Genomic DNA, 17,216 nt, shown 5'->3' with positions numbered 1-17,216 from the left:
AGAAAGGGAAGACATCTTGGAAAGATGGACGGACGGAATGTTGTGGGCGCTGGCCGAAAAGCTGTCGGCGAGGATCGATGCCCTGAACCGGCCTGCAAAGCCTGGCCTAACTCACCGGAGTTTGCCGTTTAGACCCCGTGACAACGTTTTAGCGTTTGAGGCGCACGCTCGCGCGCGACCTTCGGGCAAAGCCGCCAATGCTCAACGCGTAGGTGAAATCAACGAAATGGAGGGGGCCGATGTTTCGTAATTGCCTGATCTTACTCGCGCTCATCGTCGGCGCGACCGGATGCGTTTCGTCCAGCATTCTCGTTGGAACTGCAAGACCGCCAATTGACCCAAGCCAGGTGAGGCTCTACGTAGACCCACCAGAACGCTTCGAAAAAATCGCCATACTCGAATCGAACAGCGACGCCTCTTGGGCTATCACTGCTCAACAGAAGACAAACAAGGCTGTCGAACGACTGAAAATCGAAGCCGCTAAATATGGTGCAAATGGCGTCCTTCTGCAGAACGTAGGCGACCAATACAACGGCAGCGTCGGTGTAGGTAACGCGTGGGCCAGTGGCAATTCGGCATTCGGGATAGGATCAAGCGTCGCCAGCTATCGTAAGGCCGGCTCAGGTCTGGCGATTTATGTGTTCGACCAGACCTCGGCTCGCACCGAGCCTGTTTCCGTTGCCACCGCGACACAAGAAACCGCGGCTCCACAGGGCGGAACCGCATACGAAGCTGCGCTGAGGTACGCATCAGAACGAGGTTGCGGAGCCGGCGGAGTATCGCTCATCAGTGACAACACGTACCGGGCGAGTTGTCCATCTACCGGGCGTTCTTTGCTAATCGACTGCCAGGGATCGATGTGCAAAGAATCACAATAGTGCCCCCCCTTAACGAGTAACCAAGCTCGCCCCATCGGATCGGCTTGTTCTTCAATCGAAGCCCCCACTCCTGGCAATGGCGGTCCTCAGGAGCGGCCTTCGCGCTCGGATCGCCCTATCGAAACTTTATTGCGGGGCCAATCCGTGTCACGACGGTCTGAGGGCGATGCCACACTGGCACTTGGATGCGCCCACAGTCATAGAATCGCTACGAAGCCACGGGCGCACGCCCAAGGAGCCGGGTCATGGGAACCCCCTGGCAGACAAGGACGATCTGGACCGCCGCCGGCGCGTGCCTCGGTTTTCTGGCCAGCGTCGTGCTGGCGATGCCGTGGCTGGAGCCGTTGCCGGATTACGTGGTCAACGCGGTCGCCGGCGTCTGCACCGCGGTCATCGCCGTGCTGGGCGCGTTCTGGCTGTGGCATCGCCAGCAGTTGCACCGCAGCGAGCGGATCAAGCAGACCCTGGTGTTGGTGTTCCAGGACATGATGGAAGACATCAATACCGCGCGCCTGGCGTTGGACCGCACCGGCGCCAAGCGCATCGTGCGCGAGATCGACCCGGACTGGAACGAGGCTGGGATCGATCGTTTCCAGATCCACACCGCGCCGCGCTTGCTCGAGGTCGCGCAGGCCAAGACCTGCATCGCCATCGATCTGTTCCATGCGGTGCAGGATGCGACGCTGTCGTTCCAGGCGCAGGATCTGAAGGCCGTGCTCGCGCTGTACCACATCGCCTGCGAAGCCAAGCGGCAAATCCCGGAAACGCTGAAAGGCGTCCAGGCGCAAATCCAGCAAGGGCAGCTACCGGCACTCGACGCGCGCAACGAAGGCCTGTGGAACGCCGGCGTTTCCCAGTGCGCGCATCACCTCAACCGGCTCGACGGCGGGCTGCGGGACTGTTCCTACTTCGACGCGTTCGGCGATACCTACGAGCGCATATCGGCGGTCGCGCGCACTCAGTTCCCGGTGTCGCCGGCATCGCAGGCGCGAAACGCCGCGTCCTTGGACCCGGCCGGCGGCACGAAGCCGCCGACGTTGCAGCATTGGCAGTAAGCGCGGCCTAGCGCGGCCCTGACTCGCTCGAACTCAGCGCACCATCCGCCCGCGGAACGTCGGCACCAACGCGCCTTCGGCCTCTTTACCGCTGGGCTTCCAGACCACGGTTTGCTTGGGGAAGGAGTTGTCGCGGGCGTAGGCGCCGGCCTTGGTCGCGAGCAGCTTGACCGCGCCGCGCGCCTGCGGGTTCCAGGCGAACACGCCCTGGCGGCCGTACCAGACCACCGGGGTCTGGGCGTCCAGGCGCAGGTCCGGGCAGAGGACGAAGTCGCGCTGTTCGATCATGCGCAGGGCGCTGGCGGGGATCGAGCGGATGCCCGGGCCGGTGCGCTCGGCGCTGTGGTCGGGGCAGACGCGCGAGGCGCGCTCGATGGCCGCGTCGTACACCGCCCGGTCGGCGTTGGCCTTGCCGCCGCCGCGCTGGCGCTGGGCCTGGGCCGGCAGCGCAGCGATCAAGGTCAGGCCCAGACCGGCGATCAGGATGCGTGAGCGGCAATTCATGGCGACTCCTTACCTACTGCATTGAAGGCGACGGCGCCCCCTCGGGCCGGCGACCGGCGCGAAGCATAGCAACCGCAAGTGGCGAGTTCAGCACGACCGGGATGTTGGCGGCGTGGAGACGGCGGCCGCGACGCTGCGACTTTGCGCGATATGGCGCTGCGACCGGAATCGGGCCTGCCAGACCGCATCGCGGCCCCGCTCGTCGGCTCCCGGCCAGTGTAGTCGGGCGGTGTCTCAGAGCCTGCGCCCGGCTCAGCCGGCCCGGTAGATGTCCGGCGCATAGCGCTCCATCAGCGTGTGCGGACGGCTCGGCGCGGCGAAGCCGAACTGGGCGTACAGGCCGTGCGCATCGGCGGTGGCCAAGGTGAAACGGCGCAGGCCCTGCAGTTGCGGGTGCGCCAGCACCGCCTGCACCAGGACCTTGCCGTAACCGTGGCCGCGGTGTTGCGGCAATACGAACACGTCGACCAGGTTGGCGAAGGTGGCGCGGTCGGACACCACCCGCGCGAACGCGACTTGCTCGGTGCCGATCAGGCCGGAGAAACAAAGCGAATGGGCGATCGCGCGTTCCAGCGTCGCGCGCGGGATGCCTTGCGCCCAGCCGCTTCGGTTGGACAGGAAATCGTGGACGCGGCCGAGGTCGATCTCGGCCGGATCGGTGCTGATCCGCAGAACGGGCGTTTCGGTCATCGTCGGCCGGGGCGGGCGTACGCCGGTGGCTCTCCGGCCGAGGCCGCCCCGTTCGCGCCGTCGGCGCCGGGACCGCCAACGCAGTCTGCCGACACCGCCGCGCCGCGGTATCGGCCATAGGTCCCGTTGACCGCGGCTCAGCGCTCGCCGCGACGTTTGCAGCCGCAGGCTTCGGCGTAGACGCGGCTGAGTTCGCGCTTGAGCGCGGCCTGTTCGGCGGCGAGGCGGGCATGATCCGCCGCAGGCGCCGCCGGCGACGATGATGCGGGCGGCTTCGAGGCGGACGGCTTCGAAGCGGACTGGTTCGTTGCGGGCGTGGCTGCTGGGCGGGAGAGCGGCTTCGCTGGGCCCATCGTTCGGCTCCGGGTCGGCATTCGAGGTTCTGCGGCCGAATCTAGCACCGCTCCCGTCCAGGCCATGTCGCCTCGCCGGCCCTCGGCCCGGGCCGGGGGTGGTCGCGCCAAATTGGGCAATGCGTCTAATTTTATGCTAATGTCAGTCCCAATCCAGACAACTCCGTCGCTCATCCCATGACCAAAGCCGCCAAGAAGCCCTCGCCGGCCAAGCCGCCGCTCAAGTCCCTGGAACGGGGCAAGACCACGCTACGCGAGAGCCCGCTCAATCTGCGCGACGCGCCCTACCCGGCGCGCAAGCGCGCGCCTTCGCTGAAGGACCCGGTGCCCGACATCGGCCCGGCGACGCTGAAGGGCTACGTCAGCTATCTGCGCACGGCCACGCCGCTGCAGCGGGTCGCGGTCGAGCGCGAAGGCGTGCCGGCGCAGGTGATCAAGGACATGGCCGCGAGCATGGAATTGCCGGCGGTGCGGATGTTCAACATCCTCGGCATCGCCAAGGCCACCGCGGAGAACAAGGCCGCGCAGCAGGCGCGCATCGCCGGCGCCGGCGGCCAGGCCGCGCTGGGGCTGTTGCGGTTGATGGTGATCGCCCAGTCGATCGTCGACGCCAGCGTGTCGGCGCAGGCCGGCGAGTTCGACCTGGCGCGCTGGCTGGGGCGCTGGATCGAGCAACCGCAGCCGGCCCTGGGCGGCCGTCGTCCGGCCGATCTGCTGGACACGCCCAGCGGTTTCGACGTGGTCGCGCGCCTGCTCGGCTCGCTCGAAAGCGGCGCCTACCAGTGACGCGCCGCGCCGCCGCAAGGACGAGGCCCGGCCGATGAGACTCTGGCGCATCGCTACCGAAACCCGCGCTTACCGCGCCGACGATCTGAGCGGCGCGGGCGCGGCCAAGTACCCGGGCCGCTGGAACGACGACGGCCAGCGCGTGCTCTACACCGCGACCTCGCTGGCCCTGGCCGCGCTGGAAACCGCCGCTTATGTCGACGCACACGGTCTGCCCCTGAACCGGCACGTGGTCTCGATCGAGGTGCCGGCCGCGGTGTGGAAGGCGCGCGTGCAGTTCACGCCGCACGACTTGCCCGGCGGCTGGGACGCGGTGCCCGCCGGCCAGGCCAGCGTGCGCGTCGGCGCGCAATGGCTGAGCAGCCAGGCCTCGGCGATTTTGCTGGTGCCGTCGGTGATCGTGCCGGAGGAATACAACGCGCTGATCAATCCCGAGCACCGCGACGCGAAGAAGCTGCGCGCGACCGCGGGGCGGCGGTTCCATTACAACGTGTTGTTCCGCGCGCCGTAGGCGCGGATCTGGGCGCGGAACCGCCGCCAGCGGGATCGCGGCGATCGCTCGCCTCGTCATGCCTGCGCAGGCGGGCATTCCGAGACTTCAGGGTCTGGTCGCGATGAAGCCCTGGATCCCCGCGTTCGCGGGGATGACGGTAGGTGGGTTTCGTTCGCTCGTCTCGTCATGCCTGTGCAGGCGGACGCGGAAAGGGACGGAGGGGGTTAAGCCAGCTTAACCCCCTCCGTCCCTTCGGTTCTCAGTCGTAGCCACGACAGTGGGTTTTCGCCCCCAAGCCGTCATGCCCGCGCAGGCGGGCATCCAGAGACTTCAGCGTCATGCATCGATGAAGCCCTGGATCCCCGCCTTCGCGGGGATGGCGACAACGGGGTTTCATCGCAGACTGCCCAGTCAGCAACGGCAGTAGGTTTTTCCGCGACAGGCGGGTTTCGTCGCGATTCGCCTCGGCCGTCCCTGGCCCGGAGTTACGTTCCCTGTCGCCGCTTCCCTGCCCCCCCCTGTCCGGCGGATTCCCTGCCGCCGTTTCAGCCCCGCGCGCTCTCCATGCGCTCGAACGTTCCGTCCTGGTGGAACAAGGGCCCGAACCACGGATGCGCGACGTCGATGCTGACTTCGAAGCGCGTCGCATCCAGATCCCTATGCACGAGAACGAAGCGGCCCGGCCAAAGCGGACGCGGCAGCGGCAGGCGCCAGCCTCGCCAGTGCAGGAAATAGCCGTCGTCGACGAACACCAGCCGGTTCGGCAGCACTTCCAGCCGCACCCGCATGCCCAGGCCGCCGCCGAACCGCTCCAGCAACTCGCCGTCGCGGCCCAGGCTCATGCGCGAGCGGAAGCTGAACACTTCGTCGGCGAAGTGGTAGGTGCGGGTCTTCAGCCAGCCCAGGCCCTCGCGCAGAGGCTGCACGTCGAAGCGGAACGGCACCTGTTCGGCGTTGTGGTGCGGCAGCACCCGCGCGTAGCGGATCAAGCGCGCGAACAGGCCGCCTAAGCGGGTGCAGCGCACCTGGTGCATGGTGCCGAAATACTCGGCCTGGCCCTCCTCCGGCGCCAGGGCGAAACGCGCGCGGATATGCGGATGCAGCAGCGCCCAGCGCGGGCCCAGCGCGGCGCGCAGCAGCGCGGCCAGATCGTGCGCGGCGGGCGGCGCGGCGGGCGCCGGCGTGCGTTCGCGATCGCTGCCGGCGAGCGCCGGTTCAACGCAGGCGGCCGGCGCCAGCCGGGCCATGTTCGACCGTTCCATGGAACTCCCCCGGGTGTTCTCCACCCTCATGATCGAGATGCGGTGCGGGCGCGTGGACGGCGAGCGCGCTGTCCAGGCCGGCGTGTACGAAGCGATGGCGCTGATCGAGCAGGCGCTGCGGTTCGACCTGCGGGCCGTCGAGCAGCATGGTCGCCATCTCGCCGAGCGCGGCGCGCAGCGGCCAGGCCGGCACGCGCAGCCAGGCCGGGCGGCGATGCGCGCGCGCCAGGGCGCGGGCGAACTCGGCCTGGGTGCAGCCGCTCGGCGCGACCAGGTTGTAGGCGCCGCGCACGCCGGGGTGGCGCACCGCGTCCTCGACGAAGGCCAGCACGTCGTCGAGATGGATCCAGGCGAACCACTGCCGGCCGCTGCCGAGCGTGGCCGCGCAACCCAGCGCCGCGCTCAGCGACAGCATCGGCAGGATCCCGCCGCTGCGGTGCAGGACCAGGCCCAGGCGCAGCGTCGCCATGCGCATGCCCTGCTCGGCGATCGGCGCAGCGGCGCGCTCCCAGGCCACGCACAGTTCGCTGGCGAAATCGTCTGCGACGGCTTCGGGCGCACGCCGCTCCGGGCCGCTGCGCGCCTGTGCGCCGTAAATGCCGATCGCGCTGGCCTGCAGCCACAAGGCCGGCCGGCGCTGCGCGCGCTCGCACCAGGCGCGCAACGCACGCGTCGTGCCGACCCGACTGGCGAGCAAGGCGCGCTTGCGCGCAGCGCTCCAGCGCCGGCCGACCACCGGCGCGCCGGCCAGGTTGACCACCACGTCGACGGCCTCGTCGTCGCGCAGTTCGGCGGTGTCGGCGATGCAGCGCGCGCGGCCGCCGAAACGCAAGGCGGCGCGGCGCGGATCGCGGCTGAGCACGGTGATGCGGTGGCCGCCGGCGAGCAGGCCTTCGATCAGCGCGGTGCCGATGAAGCCGGTGCCGCCGCTGACCAGGAAATGCTGCTGCGGATGCTCGCCCAGCAACGGCCGCGGCGGCGGTTCGGCCGCGTTGGCGCGCGCGGCCAGGCCGTCGCGCAGCGCGCTCAGGCCGATGCCGAGCGCCGCCGCGCTCAAGGCCCAGGACATCCAGCCGTGCGCGACCGGCGTCAGCGCGCTCGGCAAGCCCCAGTCGCCGCGCGTGGCCAGCGCGTAGACCGCGAACATCGCCCCGCCGTTGACGGCCAGGATGGTGTGCAGCACGCGTTCGCTGTTGGGCAGCAAGCGGGTCGCGTCCTCGACCACGAAGTCCCACAGGGTGATGCCGACCTCGACCAGCACCAGCGCCCACACCGCCGCCAGCCACAGCCCTTGCGGCCGCAGCCAGGCGAACACCAGGAACAGCAGGCCGTAGACCAGGCCGCGCGCCGCATGCAGTCGCAGTTCCAGCGCGGCGCTGCGCCGGTTGGCGAGTTTTTCCATCAGCTCGTGATGGGCGACGGTGTCCAGCGCGCCCATCGCGATCTGCAGCAGCAACAGACTCAGAAACAGAGTGTGCAGGTCCATGACCGCGTCCTCAGTAATGCACCGGGCAATGGCCGTCGTCGCAGCGCGGGGCCGGCTCGGTGCCGGCTTCGCGATAGCCGAGCCAGCGCGAGACGCGATGCCGGTTCGGCGCGATCCAGCGATAGGCGCGCGCGGCGGCGCGGCCGGCGCCGGGCACGCGCAACGGCCAGGTCAGCCAGCCCAGGCCGACCGCGCGATAGGCCTCGGCGATGCCGGGCACGCCGATCCGCCACTGGCCGTCGGCGCCGCGCACGTGCAGGGCGTTGCGCAGCGCTTCCAGTTCGAAGCCCCAGGCGGCGGGGTCGAAGTCGGCCGCGGCGATATCGACCAGGCGCAGCCGGTCGCGGCGGTCGCGCGCCTTGAGCCGGTGCATTTCGGTGCGGCACAGCGGGCAGGCGCGGTCGTACAGGGCGACCACGGGTTCGACGGCGTCGCGGATCGGATCCTTGCTCATGATCATCTCCTACAGTTATTTCGGTAATTACAGAAATTGATGGACAAAAAAGGGGGCGAGGCTCAGGACGGACGCTCGCGCGGCGGCACGGCCTGGGCCTGCGCCGCGGCGGCCTCGTCTTCGTCGGCGAACAGCACGCCGCCGCCCTGCGCCTGCGGTTCGGGCAGCGGCTTGGCCGCGCCGCGCACGAACTGCTGGATGCGCGCGCCCATCTTCAGCAGCTTGATCAGGGTCTTGGGATCGAGCCGGTTCATCTCGTCGATCCAACTGGTGCCGGTCTCCATGAACTCCAGCACTTCGCGCATCCGCGCCAGGGTGGCCCGATCGCGCGGGTCGCTCTGGTCGGGCGGCACCGCGGCGTTGTCGCCGTCGAGCACGGCGGTGCGCAGCATGGTCAGGGTCGGCTCGATCTCGCGCCGGCGCCGCTCCTGCACCACGGCGCGGAAGATGTCCCAGACGTCCTTGTAGGTTTCGAAGTGGTCGCGGCGGTCGCCGAGCACGTGCACCACCCGCGCCAGGTTCCAGGACTGCAGCTCGCGCAGGCTGGTGCTGACGTTGGAGCGCGCCAGGTTGAGGGTCTCGCAGATCTCGTCGGCGGTGATCGCGCGCTCGGACAGGAACAGCAGGGCGTGGATCTGGGCCACGGTGCGATTGACGCCCCAGCGGCTGCCCATCTCGCCCCAGTGGAGGATGAAGCGTTCTTGCAGCGGGCTGAGGGACATGGCGGCCTTCTCTTATTTCTGTTTAGACAGAAATTAATGAAGGCAGTGAAGTTCGTCAATGCCCGTTCGTCGGTGCGGGCGCTCGGTCCCTGTAGGAGCGGCGTGAGCCGCGACCGAGATCGCGACGCCTGTAACGCCGAAGGCCGGCAGATCATAGGGATACAAGATCTTCGCGATCTGGGGTCGCGGCTCACGCCGCTCCTACAGGGGCCGCCGCGTCGCAAGTTGGGAGACAAGACCGGCCCAGGCTGTACCGATCCGCCCCTCCGTCCGTCGGCCGCGCTCCGGCCCCGTCTTACCGGCGCGCCGACTTATTACTAAAATTAGTACATGAGCCTCACCGACCTCCGCCGCGCCCTGCTCGTCTACCTGCACCAGCGCATCGCCGCCGACGGCCTGCCGCCTTCGCAGCAGGAAATCTGCGCGCGCTTCGGCTTCCGCCAGAACCGCTCCGCCGGCTACCACCTGCAGGCCTTGCAGGCGCAGGGGCTGATCGAACTGCGCCCGGGCCGCGCGCGCGGCATCCGCCTGTTGCCGGCCGGGCTGGTCGAGGCCGGGCTGGTCGAGGCCGGTCTGGTCCCAGCCGGCTTCGACGACAGCGACGCCTATCTCGCCGACGCGCCGACGCGCGACGCCCTGCCTCTGCTCGGCCGGGTCGCCGCGGGCGCGCCGATCGGCGCCGACGCCGACATCGAGCGCCACGTCCTGGTCGACCGCAGCCTGTTCTCGCCGCGCCCGGACTATCTGCTGCGGGTACGCGGCGACTCGATGCGCGAGGACGGCATCTTCGACGGCGACCTGGTCGCGGTGCACCGCACTTCCGAAGCGCGCCACGGTCAGGTCGTGGTCGCGCGGATCGGCGAGGAGATCACCATCAAGCGCTTGAGCATCGGCGCCGACGGCATCGAACTGCTGCCGCGCAATCCCGACTACGCGCCGATCCGGGTCCCGGCCGACGCCGATTTCGCCATCGAAGGCCTGTACTGCGGCCTGGTGCGCGGGGGCTGAGGCCGATGGGCAAGCTGGTCGCCCTCGACGGTCTGATCGACGCGCGCCGGCTGTGGCGCGGCCAGCCGGCGCAGCGCGCGCCTTCGTCCCAGCCCACCGGCCTGGCCGAGCTCGATGCCGCCCTGCCCAGCGGCGGTTGGCCCGAGGCCGCGCTCAGCGAATTGCTGCTGCCGATGCCCGGGGTCGGCGAACTGGAACTGCTGTGGCCGGCGTTGGCGCGGCTTTCGCAGGCCCAGTCGTCGCAGGCACAGTCTTCGCAGGCCGCACGCATGATCGCCCTGGTCGATCCGCCGCTGCTGCCGTACGCGCCGGCCTGGCGCAACGCCGGGGTGAGCTTGTCGCGCCTGCAATGGGTGCGCGCGTCGGCGCGCGAGGCGCTGTGGGCCGCCGAACAATGCCTGCGTTCGGGCGCCTGCGCGGCGGTGCTGTGCTGGCCGCAACGCGCCGACGACCGCGCTCTGCGCCGGCTGCAGGTCGCGGCCGAAACCGGGCAATGCCTGGGCTTCGTGATGCGCGATGCGGGCGCGGCGCGCAACGCCTCGCCGGCCGCGCTGCGCATCGCCATCGACGCCGCGCCGCGCCAGTTGCGCGTGCTCAAGTGCCGCGGCGGCAACGCGCCGACCCGGCCGATCGCGTTTCCGCATGCCTCCCATGCCGACCTCGCGCCGGCGGCCGGGCCGATTCGTCTGGACGACCGCCTGGACGACCGCCCCATCGCCCCCGCGAACATCGGCAACGCCGGCGCCAGCGTCGTCGCCCTGCCGCGCCGCTGAGGACGCCGCCGTGCGCTGGGCCTGCCTGCTGTTGCCGCAACTCGCGCTGGACGTGGTACTGCGCCAGCGCGCCCAGCCGCAGCGCGCGCTGGCCCTGGTCGACGGCCCGCGCGCGCGCCGTCGCCTGTACGCGGTCAACGCCGCCGCGCGCGCGCTCGGGCTCAAGCCCGGCATGTCGCTGATCGCGGCCCAGGCCATCGCCGACGGCTTCGACACCGTCGACCACGACCCCGACGGCACCGAGCGCGCACGCCAGTTGCTCGCCGCCTGGGCCTATCGCTACAGCTCCCAGGTCAGCACCGAATTCGCCCACGCCGTGGTGCTGGAGGTCGGCCGCAGCCGCGCCCTGTTCGGACCCTGGCCGCAGTTGCGCCAGCGCCTGGGCAGCGAACTGCACGAACTGGGCTTCCGCCATCGCATCGTCGCCGCGCCGAACCCGCACGCGGCGCGGGTGCTGAGCAACCTCAGCGAACATGTCGTGATCGAGCACGCCGCGATCGAGCACGCCGCGGTCGACGACGCGCACCTGGAAGCGGCGCTGGCGCAGCTGCCGATCGAACGCAGCGGCTTCGACGCCGACACCGTGCAGGCGCTGCAACGCATGGGGCTGCACCGGCTCGGCGCGCTGTTCGCGTTGCCGCGCGCGCCGCTGGGGCGACGCTTCGGCGCGGCGGTGCTGACCCATCTGGATGCGTTGCGCGGCCTGGATGCGCCGCCGCTGCGTTATTTCCAGCCGGCCGACCGTTTCGAAGCGCGGATCGAACTCGGCCACGAAGTCGAATCCAGCCAGGCCCTGCTGTTCCCCTTGCGCCGGCTGACCGCCGACCTGGCCGCCTACCTGGCCGGCCGCGACGGCGGCGTGGCGCGCTTCGTGCTGGTGCTGGAACACGAGCCCGGCCTGCACGGCCGCAGCCATCGCCAGACCGAGGTCGCGGTCGGCCTGCTCGCGCCGGAGCGCGACCCGGCGATGCTGTTCGAACTCGCCCGCGGCCGCCTGCAGCAGGCGCAACTGCCGGCGCCGGCGATCGGCCTGCGCCTGCTCGCCGAAGAATTGCCGCCGTTCGTGCCGGCGCGGCGCGACCTGTTCGATCCGCGAACGCAGCAGGCCGTGCCCTGGGACCAGTTGCGCGAACGCCTGCGCGCCCGACTCGGCGACGAGGCCGTGTCCGGCCTGGCGGTGCAAGCCGAGCACCGTCCCGAACGCGCCTGGCGCGCGCTGCCGGGCGATGCGCCGGCGCCGCGCGCGGAAGCGGCGGTCGAACCCTTGCCGCCGCGCCCGGGCTGGCTGCTGGACGAACCCGTGCCGCTGCGCGATCCGGGCCTGCGCGTGCTGGCCGGACCGGAGCGGATCGAATCGGGCTGGTGGGACGAGGACGACGTGCGCCGCGACTATTACCTGGTCGAGACCGCGCGCGGCCAGCGCGGCTGGGCCTACCGCGATGCCGGCGGCGACGGCGAGTTCCTGCTGCACGGCTGGTTCGCATGAACGCGCCGTTCGCCGCAAACGACCGCGCAGGCGCGGCCGATCCCCTGCCCGATTACGCCGAGCTGCATTGCCTGTCGGCCTTCAGTTTCCAGCGCGGCGCCTCGGTCGCGCAGGAGTTGTTCGAACGCGCCCGCGACCTGGGCTACCGCGCCCTGGCGATCACCGACGAATGCACCCTGGCCGGGATCGTGCGCGCCTGGCAGGCCGCGCGCGACACCGGCGTGGCGCTGATCGTCGGCAGCGAGATCCGCGTCCACGGCGGGCCTAAGCTGGTGCTGCTGGTCGAGCGCGACGCCGGCTACGCCAGCCTGTGCGGCCTGATCACCCTCGCCCGCCGTCGCGCCGGCAAGGGCGAGTACCGCAGCCTGGGCGAAGACTTCGACGGCCGCTGCGACGGCCTGCTGGCGCTGTGGTTGCCCGACGGCGACGAGCGCGACGCGGCCCATGCGGCCTGGCTGCGGCAACGCTTCGGCGGCCGGCTGTGGGTCGCGGTCGGCCTGCACCGCGGGGCCGACGACGACGCGCGCCTGGCCGCGTTGCGGGACCTGGCCGCGCGGCACGGTCTGCCCTGCGTCGCCGCGGGCGACGTGCACATGCACGAACGCGGCCGCCGCGCCCTGCAGGACGTGATGACCGCGATCCGCCACCGCTGCACCGTCGCCGAAGCCGGCCGGCGCCTGTTCCCGAACGGCGAACGCCATCTGCGCATCCGCAAGGCCCTGGCGGCGATCTATCCGCGCGAACTGCTCGACGAAACCCTGCGCATCGCCGAGCGCTGCCGGTTCGACCTGAAACAGGGCCTGGACTACCAGTACCCGCACGAGTTGGTGCCGGCCGGCGAGACGCCGAAGAGCTGGCTGCCCAAGCTGGTCGCGCGCAGCGCGCTGCGGCGCTGGCCGCAAGGCGTTCCCGAGGACTCGCAGCGCCAGATCGCGCACGAGTTGGGCATCATCGAAAAACTCGAATACGAGTCCTACTTTCTCACCGTGCACGACATCGTCGAATTCGCCCGGCGCGAGAAGATCCTCTGCCAGGGCCGCGGCTCGGCGGCCAATTCCATCGTCTGCTACGCCCTGGGCATCACCGAGATCGACCCGACCCGGATGGGCATGCTGTTCGAGCGCTTCATGTCGGTGGAACGCAACGAGCCGCCCGACATCGACGTCGACTTCGAACACCAGCGCCGCGAGGAAGTGCTGCAGTATGTGTTCGAACGCTACGGCCGCGAGCGCGCCGCGCTGACCGCGGTGGCGATCAGCTACCGCGGCCGCAGCGCGGTGCGCAACATCGCCGCCGCGCTGGGCATGCCGCAGGACCAGATCGGCGAGCTGGCGCGCACCCTGGACCGCTGGAGCGAGGACGTGCCCCTGCCCGAGCATCTGCGCGAGCGCGGCTTCGACCCCGACTCGCCGCTGCTGCGCAAGGTGGTGGGCCTGAGCGCGCTGCTGGTCGACGGCGGCTTCCCGCGCCACCTGTCGCAGCATCCGGGCGGCTTCGTGATCTCCGAGCGCCCGCTGCACACCCTGGTGCCGGTCGAGAACGCGGCCATGGACGGGCGCACCGTGGTGCAGTGGGACAAGGACGACCTCGACGCCATGGGCCTGCTCAAGGTCGACTGCCTGGCCCTGGGCATGCTGACCGCGATCCGCAAGACCCTGGCCACGCTCAAGGCCCAGGGCGTGGGCGAACTGAGCATGAGCTCGATCAACGCCGGCGGCGACGACCCGGCGGTGTACGGGATGATCTGCGAGGCCGACACCATCGGCGTGTTCCAGATCGAATCGCGCGCGCAGATGTCGATGCTGCCGCGGCTGCGGCCGCGCTGCTTCTACGACCTGGTGATCGAGATCGCGATCGTGCGGCCGGGCCCGATCCAGGGCGACATGGTCAATCCCTACCTGCAGCGGCGCAAGCATCCGGAACTGGTCGAATATCCCTCCGATGCGCTGCGCGAGGTGCTCAAGCGCACCCTCGGCGTGCCGCTGTTCCAGGAGCAGGTAATGCAGATCGCGATCGTCGCCGCGGGCTATCTGCCCGGCGAGGCCGACCAGCTGCGCCGCTCGATGGCGGCCTGGAAGCGCCACGGCGGGCTGGAGCCGCATCGCGAGAAACTGCGCGCGGGGATGTTGAAGCGCGGCTACAGCGAAGACTTCGCCCACCGCATCTTCGAGCAGATCAAGGGCTTCGGCAGCTACGGCTTCCCCGAATCGCACGCCGCCAGCTTCGCCCTGATCGCCTACGTCAGCTGCTGGCTCAAGCATTACCACCCGGCCGCGTTCGCCTGCGGGGTGATCAATTCGGCGCCGATGGGTTTCTACACCCACGGCCAGATCCTGCACGACGCGCGCCGCCACGGCGTCACGGTGTTGCCGGTGGACGTGCGCTACAGCGATTGGGACTGCACCCTGGAGGCCCTGCCCGGCCGCAGCGGCGGCAAGCACCCGCATGCGATCCGGATGGGCCTGCGCCTGATCTCCGGCTTCGACGAGGCCTCGGCCGAGCGGATCAGCGACGCGCGCGCGCAGGCGCCGTGGCGCGACGTCGACGACCTGTGCGCGCGCGCGGCGCTGGACGCGCGGGTGCGCGCCTTGCTGGCCGATTCGGGCGCCCTGCGCGCGCTGGCCGGGCACCGCCACCGCGCGCGCTGGGCGGTGGCCGGGGTCGATACCCAGTTGCCGCTGTTCGCCGGCGTGGCCCGCGACGAGGCGCCGGTGGCGCTGCCGCTGCCCAGCGCCGGCGAGGACGTGCGCGCCGACTACGCATTGCTCGGCACCACCCTCGGCCGCCACCCGCTGTCGCTGTTGCGCAGCGCCCTGCACGCGCGGCGCTGCCGACGCTCCTCGCAGCTGGCCCAGGCCGCGAACGGCAGCCGGGTGCGCTTCGCCGGACTGGTGACGGTGCGCCAGCACCCCGAGACCTCGGCCGGGGTCACCTTCCTCAGCCTCGAAGACGAGGACGGCACGGTCAATGCGGTGGTCTGGCGCGACCTGGCCCAGCGCCAGCGCCGGGTCCTGGTCGAGGCGCGGCTGATGGCGATCGACGCCCGCCTGGAGCGCGTCGACGGCGTCCAGCACCTGATCGTCTCGCGCATGGAAGACCTGACCGCCCTGCTCGGCAACCTCAGCACCCATTCGCGCGACTTCCATTGAGCCGCGGCGGCGCGCCGCACCGTGACGGCGGTCGCCGCGCACGGGTATGCTTGATCCAATTTCGGCAAGGAGGCCTACCGTGGCCATCGGCGAGTATTCGCAGTTCTATCGCGGCAAGCGCATCGTCAACTTCAGCAAGGGCGGCCAGGCCGAGGGCGGCGACGTCGTCTACCGCCTGCACCAGGATTACGACAGCGAAGAGAGCCAGGGCGAGCTGTTCGCCGAGCTGCTGACGCAGGTGCCGGCGGATTCGATCCAGGCGCTGGTGATCGGCCCCTGGAGCGAGGCCCACGACGAAGGCCCGACCGGCTATCTGGACGCGCTGATCGAGCGCCGCGCCGAGTTCGGCGCGCTCAAGGGCCTGTTCGTCGGCGACATGACCTACGAGGACTGCGAGATCTCCTGGATCATCCAGGCCGCCTACAACCCGCTGCTGGCCGCCTACCCGCAACTGGAATCGCTGCGCATCCGCGGCTCCAGCAACCTGGAACTGCAGGCTTTCGACCACGCCCAGCTGCAGGAACTGGCGATCGAATGCGGCGGCCTGCCGTCGAAGATCGTCGACGCCCTGGCCGGCTCCAAGCTGCCGGCGCTGCGCCACCTGGAACTGTGGCTGGGCAGCGACGACTACGGCTTCGACGGCAATCTGGACACCTATCAACGGCTGCTGGCCTCGCTGCAGCCGGGCCAGCTGCGCTACCTGGGCCTGCGCAACGCCAGCATCGCCGACGAACTGGCGGTGTGGCTGGCGCAACAGCCGTGGCTGGCCACGCTGCAGACCCTGGACCTGTCGCTGGGCACGATCGGCGACGTCGGCGCGCAGGCGCTGTGCGAAAGCCCGCACCTGGGCTCGATCGAACGCATCGACCTGAGCCACCACTACATCTCGCCGGAATGGCAGGCCAAGCTGGCCGCGCTGCCGTGCACCGTGGTGCTGGAAGAGCACGAAGAAGAAGACGACGGCGAGCGTTACGTCGCGGTCGCCGAGTAAGCCCGTGCCGGCGCGTCCCTGGCTGCTGTTCGGTCCGCGCGACAGCCGGCGGATCCGGGGACTGCGACAGGCCCTGCAGGCGCAGGGCCTGGATGCGGCGGTGGTCGACTACGCCAACCTGCTGCAACGGCCCGAGCTGGCCGCCGAAGCGCTGGCCGCGCATCCGCAGGCGCTGGTCAAGCTCGAATCGCCGGGCGAAGCGCCGGCCCTGCACGCGGCCTTGATCGAACGCGGCTGGCACCGCCACGGCGGCCCCGGCGCCGCGCCGACCGTGCTGGAACACGGCGAACTGGCGCATCAGCAGCACTGGTACGCCGGCTTCGCCGATCTGCTCGCCGGCCTGCCGGACGCGCCGCGCTATCTCAACCCGCCCGCCGACATCGCCGCGATGAGCGACAAGCTCGTCTGCCAGCAGCGCCTGATCGCCGCCGGCGTCGGCGTGCCGCCCTTGCTCGGCGCGATCGAAGGCTACGACTCGCTGCGCCGGCGCCTGGACCAGGCCGAATGCGACCGGGTCTTCGTCAAGGCCCGCTACGGCTCCTCCGGCGCCGGCGTGCTGGCTTACCGCCGCCATCGCGACGGCCGCGAGGTCGCCTACGGCTCGGTCGAAGCGGTCGAACGCGACGGCGGCCTGCGCCTGTACAACTCGCTGCGCCCGCGCCGCTACACCGACGGCCTGCGGATCGCCCGCCTGATCGACGCCCTGGCCGCGCAAGGCGCCTACGCCGAACGCTGGATCGCCAAGCCGCGCGCGCCCGACGACGCCGGCGCGCACTACGACCTGCGCGCGCTCGCGCTGGACGGCCGCGCGCGCCAGCGCGTGGCCCGGGTCAGCCGCAGCCCGCTGACCAACCTGCACCTGGGCAACCGCCGCGGCGCGATCGAGGACTGGCTCGACCCGGCGCAGACCCAAGCCCTGGAGACCGCGGTCGAACGCGCCGCACAAGCATTCCCGCGCAGCCGCATGATCGGCTTCGACCTGATCCTGCGCGAACGCCGCAGTTGGGTGCTGGAAGCCAACGCCTTCGGCGACCTGCTGCCGCAACTGCTCTGGCAGGGCCGCGACGCCTACCAGGACCAGGCCATGCTGACTGCGCCCGCGAGCGCGCCGCTGGCCGCCGCCTGA

The 17,216-nt window shown here is 70.5% G+C and carries 15 protein-coding genes and 1 pseudogene; 10 read left to right on the top strand and 6 right to left on the bottom strand.

Annotation, left to right across the window (positions count from 1 at the left end; translation table 11 throughout):
• Nucleotides 1–239 precede the first annotated feature (239 nt).
• Both K4L06_RS16945 and K4L06_RS16940 read left to right on the top strand, forming a co-directional pair.
• The gene (locus K4L06_RS16945; protein WP_221672511.1) at nucleotides 240–878 is read left to right on the top strand and encodes a hypothetical protein; all 639 of its coding nucleotides are present in this window, start codon (nucleotides 240–242) and stop codon (nucleotides 876–878) included.
• 245 nt (nucleotides 879–1,123) lie between these two features.
• Complete coding sequence (locus K4L06_RS16940; RefSeq protein ID WP_221672510.1) at nucleotides 1,124–1,933, top strand: hypothetical protein; 810 nt, start codon at nucleotides 1,124–1,126, stop codon at nucleotides 1,931–1,933.
• Nucleotides 1,934–1,966: 33 nt separating this feature from the next.
• On the opposite strand, the gene K4L06_RS16935 is transcribed toward K4L06_RS16940, so the two are convergent.
• Together K4L06_RS16935 and K4L06_RS16930 are read right to left on the bottom strand one after the other, a co-directional pair.
• A complete protein-coding gene (locus K4L06_RS16935) occupies nucleotides 1,967–2,437 on the bottom strand; it encodes a hypothetical protein (protein ID WP_221672509.1) in 471 nt (156 codons plus the stop codon).
• A 252-nt stretch (nucleotides 2,438–2,689) separates the two neighbouring features.
• On the bottom strand, nucleotides 2,690–3,127 hold the full coding sequence (locus K4L06_RS16930; protein ID WP_221672508.1) for a GNAT family N-acetyltransferase: 438 nt from the start codon (nucleotides 3,125–3,127) through the stop codon (nucleotides 2,690–2,692).
• Between the two features lie 530 nt (nucleotides 3,128–3,657).
• Between K4L06_RS16930 and K4L06_RS16925 the strand changes: the two genes are divergently transcribed.
• Both K4L06_RS16925 and K4L06_RS16920 read left to right on the top strand, forming a co-directional pair.
• Entirely contained in the window at nucleotides 3,658–4,266 is a 609-nt protein-coding gene (locus K4L06_RS16925) for an antitoxin Xre/MbcA/ParS toxin-binding domain-containing protein (RefSeq protein ID WP_221672507.1), read from the top strand.
• Nucleotides 4,267–4,300: 34 nt separating this feature from the next.
• Entirely contained in the window at nucleotides 4,301–4,777 is a 477-nt protein-coding gene (locus K4L06_RS16920) for an RES family NAD+ phosphorylase (protein ID WP_221672506.1), read from the top strand.
• A 527-nt stretch (nucleotides 4,778–5,304) separates the two neighbouring features.
• Here K4L06_RS16920 and K4L06_RS16915 read toward each other — a convergent pair.
• The 4 genes from K4L06_RS16915 to K4L06_RS16900 form a co-directional block, all read right to left on the bottom strand.
• On the bottom strand, nucleotides 5,305–6,006 hold the full coding sequence (locus tag K4L06_RS16915) for a DUF4166 domain-containing protein (RefSeq protein WP_221672505.1): 702 nt from the start codon (nucleotides 6,004–6,006) through the stop codon (nucleotides 5,305–5,307).
• Entirely contained in the window at nucleotides 5,975–7,507 is a 1,533-nt protein-coding gene (locus tag K4L06_RS16910; RefSeq protein WP_221672504.1) for a TIGR01777 family oxidoreductase, read from the bottom strand. Before K4L06_RS16910 ends, K4L06_RS16915 begins: the two co-directional genes overlap by 32 nt.
• A gap of 10 nt (nucleotides 7,508–7,517) precedes the next feature.
• A complete protein-coding gene (locus K4L06_RS16905) occupies nucleotides 7,518–7,961 on the bottom strand; it encodes a DUF393 domain-containing protein (protein ID WP_221672503.1) in 444 nt (147 codons plus the stop codon).
• A 62-nt stretch (nucleotides 7,962–8,023) separates the two neighbouring features.
• The gene (locus tag K4L06_RS16900) at nucleotides 8,024–8,683 is read right to left on the bottom strand and encodes a MarR family transcriptional regulator (protein ID WP_221672502.1); all 660 of its coding nucleotides are present in this window, start codon (nucleotides 8,681–8,683) and stop codon (nucleotides 8,024–8,026) included.
• 330 nt (nucleotides 8,684–9,013) lie between these two features.
• Here K4L06_RS16900 and lexA point away from each other — a divergent pair, with 330 nt between their 5' ends.
• The 6 genes and pseudogenes from lexA to K4L06_RS16870 all read left to right on the top strand — a co-directional run bounded on the left by lexA (nucleotide 9,014) and on the right by K4L06_RS16870 (nucleotide 17,216).
• Complete coding sequence (gene lexA / locus K4L06_RS16895; RefSeq protein WP_221672501.1) at nucleotides 9,014–9,691, top strand: transcriptional repressor LexA; 678 nt, start codon at nucleotides 9,014–9,016, stop codon at nucleotides 9,689–9,691.
• A 5-nt stretch (nucleotides 9,692–9,696) separates the two neighbouring features.
• Nucleotides 9,697–10,335, top strand: a pseudogene (gene imuA, locus K4L06_RS16890) (translesion DNA synthesis-associated protein ImuA); the annotation flags it as partial.
• A gap of 139 nt (nucleotides 10,336–10,474) precedes the next feature.
• The gene (locus K4L06_RS16885) at nucleotides 10,475–11,950 is read left to right on the top strand and encodes a DNA polymerase Y family protein (protein ID WP_221672499.1); all 1,476 of its coding nucleotides are present in this window, start codon (nucleotides 10,475–10,477) and stop codon (nucleotides 11,948–11,950) included.
• A complete protein-coding gene (locus K4L06_RS16880) occupies nucleotides 11,947–15,099 on the top strand; it encodes an error-prone DNA polymerase (RefSeq protein WP_221672498.1) in 3,153 nt (1,050 codons plus the stop codon). The genes K4L06_RS16885 and K4L06_RS16880 overlap by 4 nt, the downstream gene beginning before the upstream one ends.
• Nucleotides 15,100–15,178: 79 nt before the next feature.
• On the top strand, nucleotides 15,179–16,090 hold the full coding sequence (locus K4L06_RS16875) for an STM4015 family protein (protein ID WP_221672497.1): 912 nt from the start codon (nucleotides 15,179–15,181) through the stop codon (nucleotides 16,088–16,090).
• 25 nt (nucleotides 16,091–16,115) lie between these two features.
• On the top strand, nucleotides 16,116–17,216 hold the full coding sequence (locus K4L06_RS16870; RefSeq protein ID WP_221673670.1) for an STM4014 family protein: 1,101 nt from the start codon (nucleotides 16,116–16,118) through the stop codon (nucleotides 17,214–17,216).

The organism is Lysobacter sp. BMK333-48F3 (genome assembly GCF_019733395.1).
Taxonomy (GTDB): domain Bacteria; phylum Pseudomonadota; class Gammaproteobacteria; order Xanthomonadales; family Xanthomonadaceae; genus Lysobacter.
This window is presented reverse-complemented; position numbering and strand designations above follow the sequence as displayed.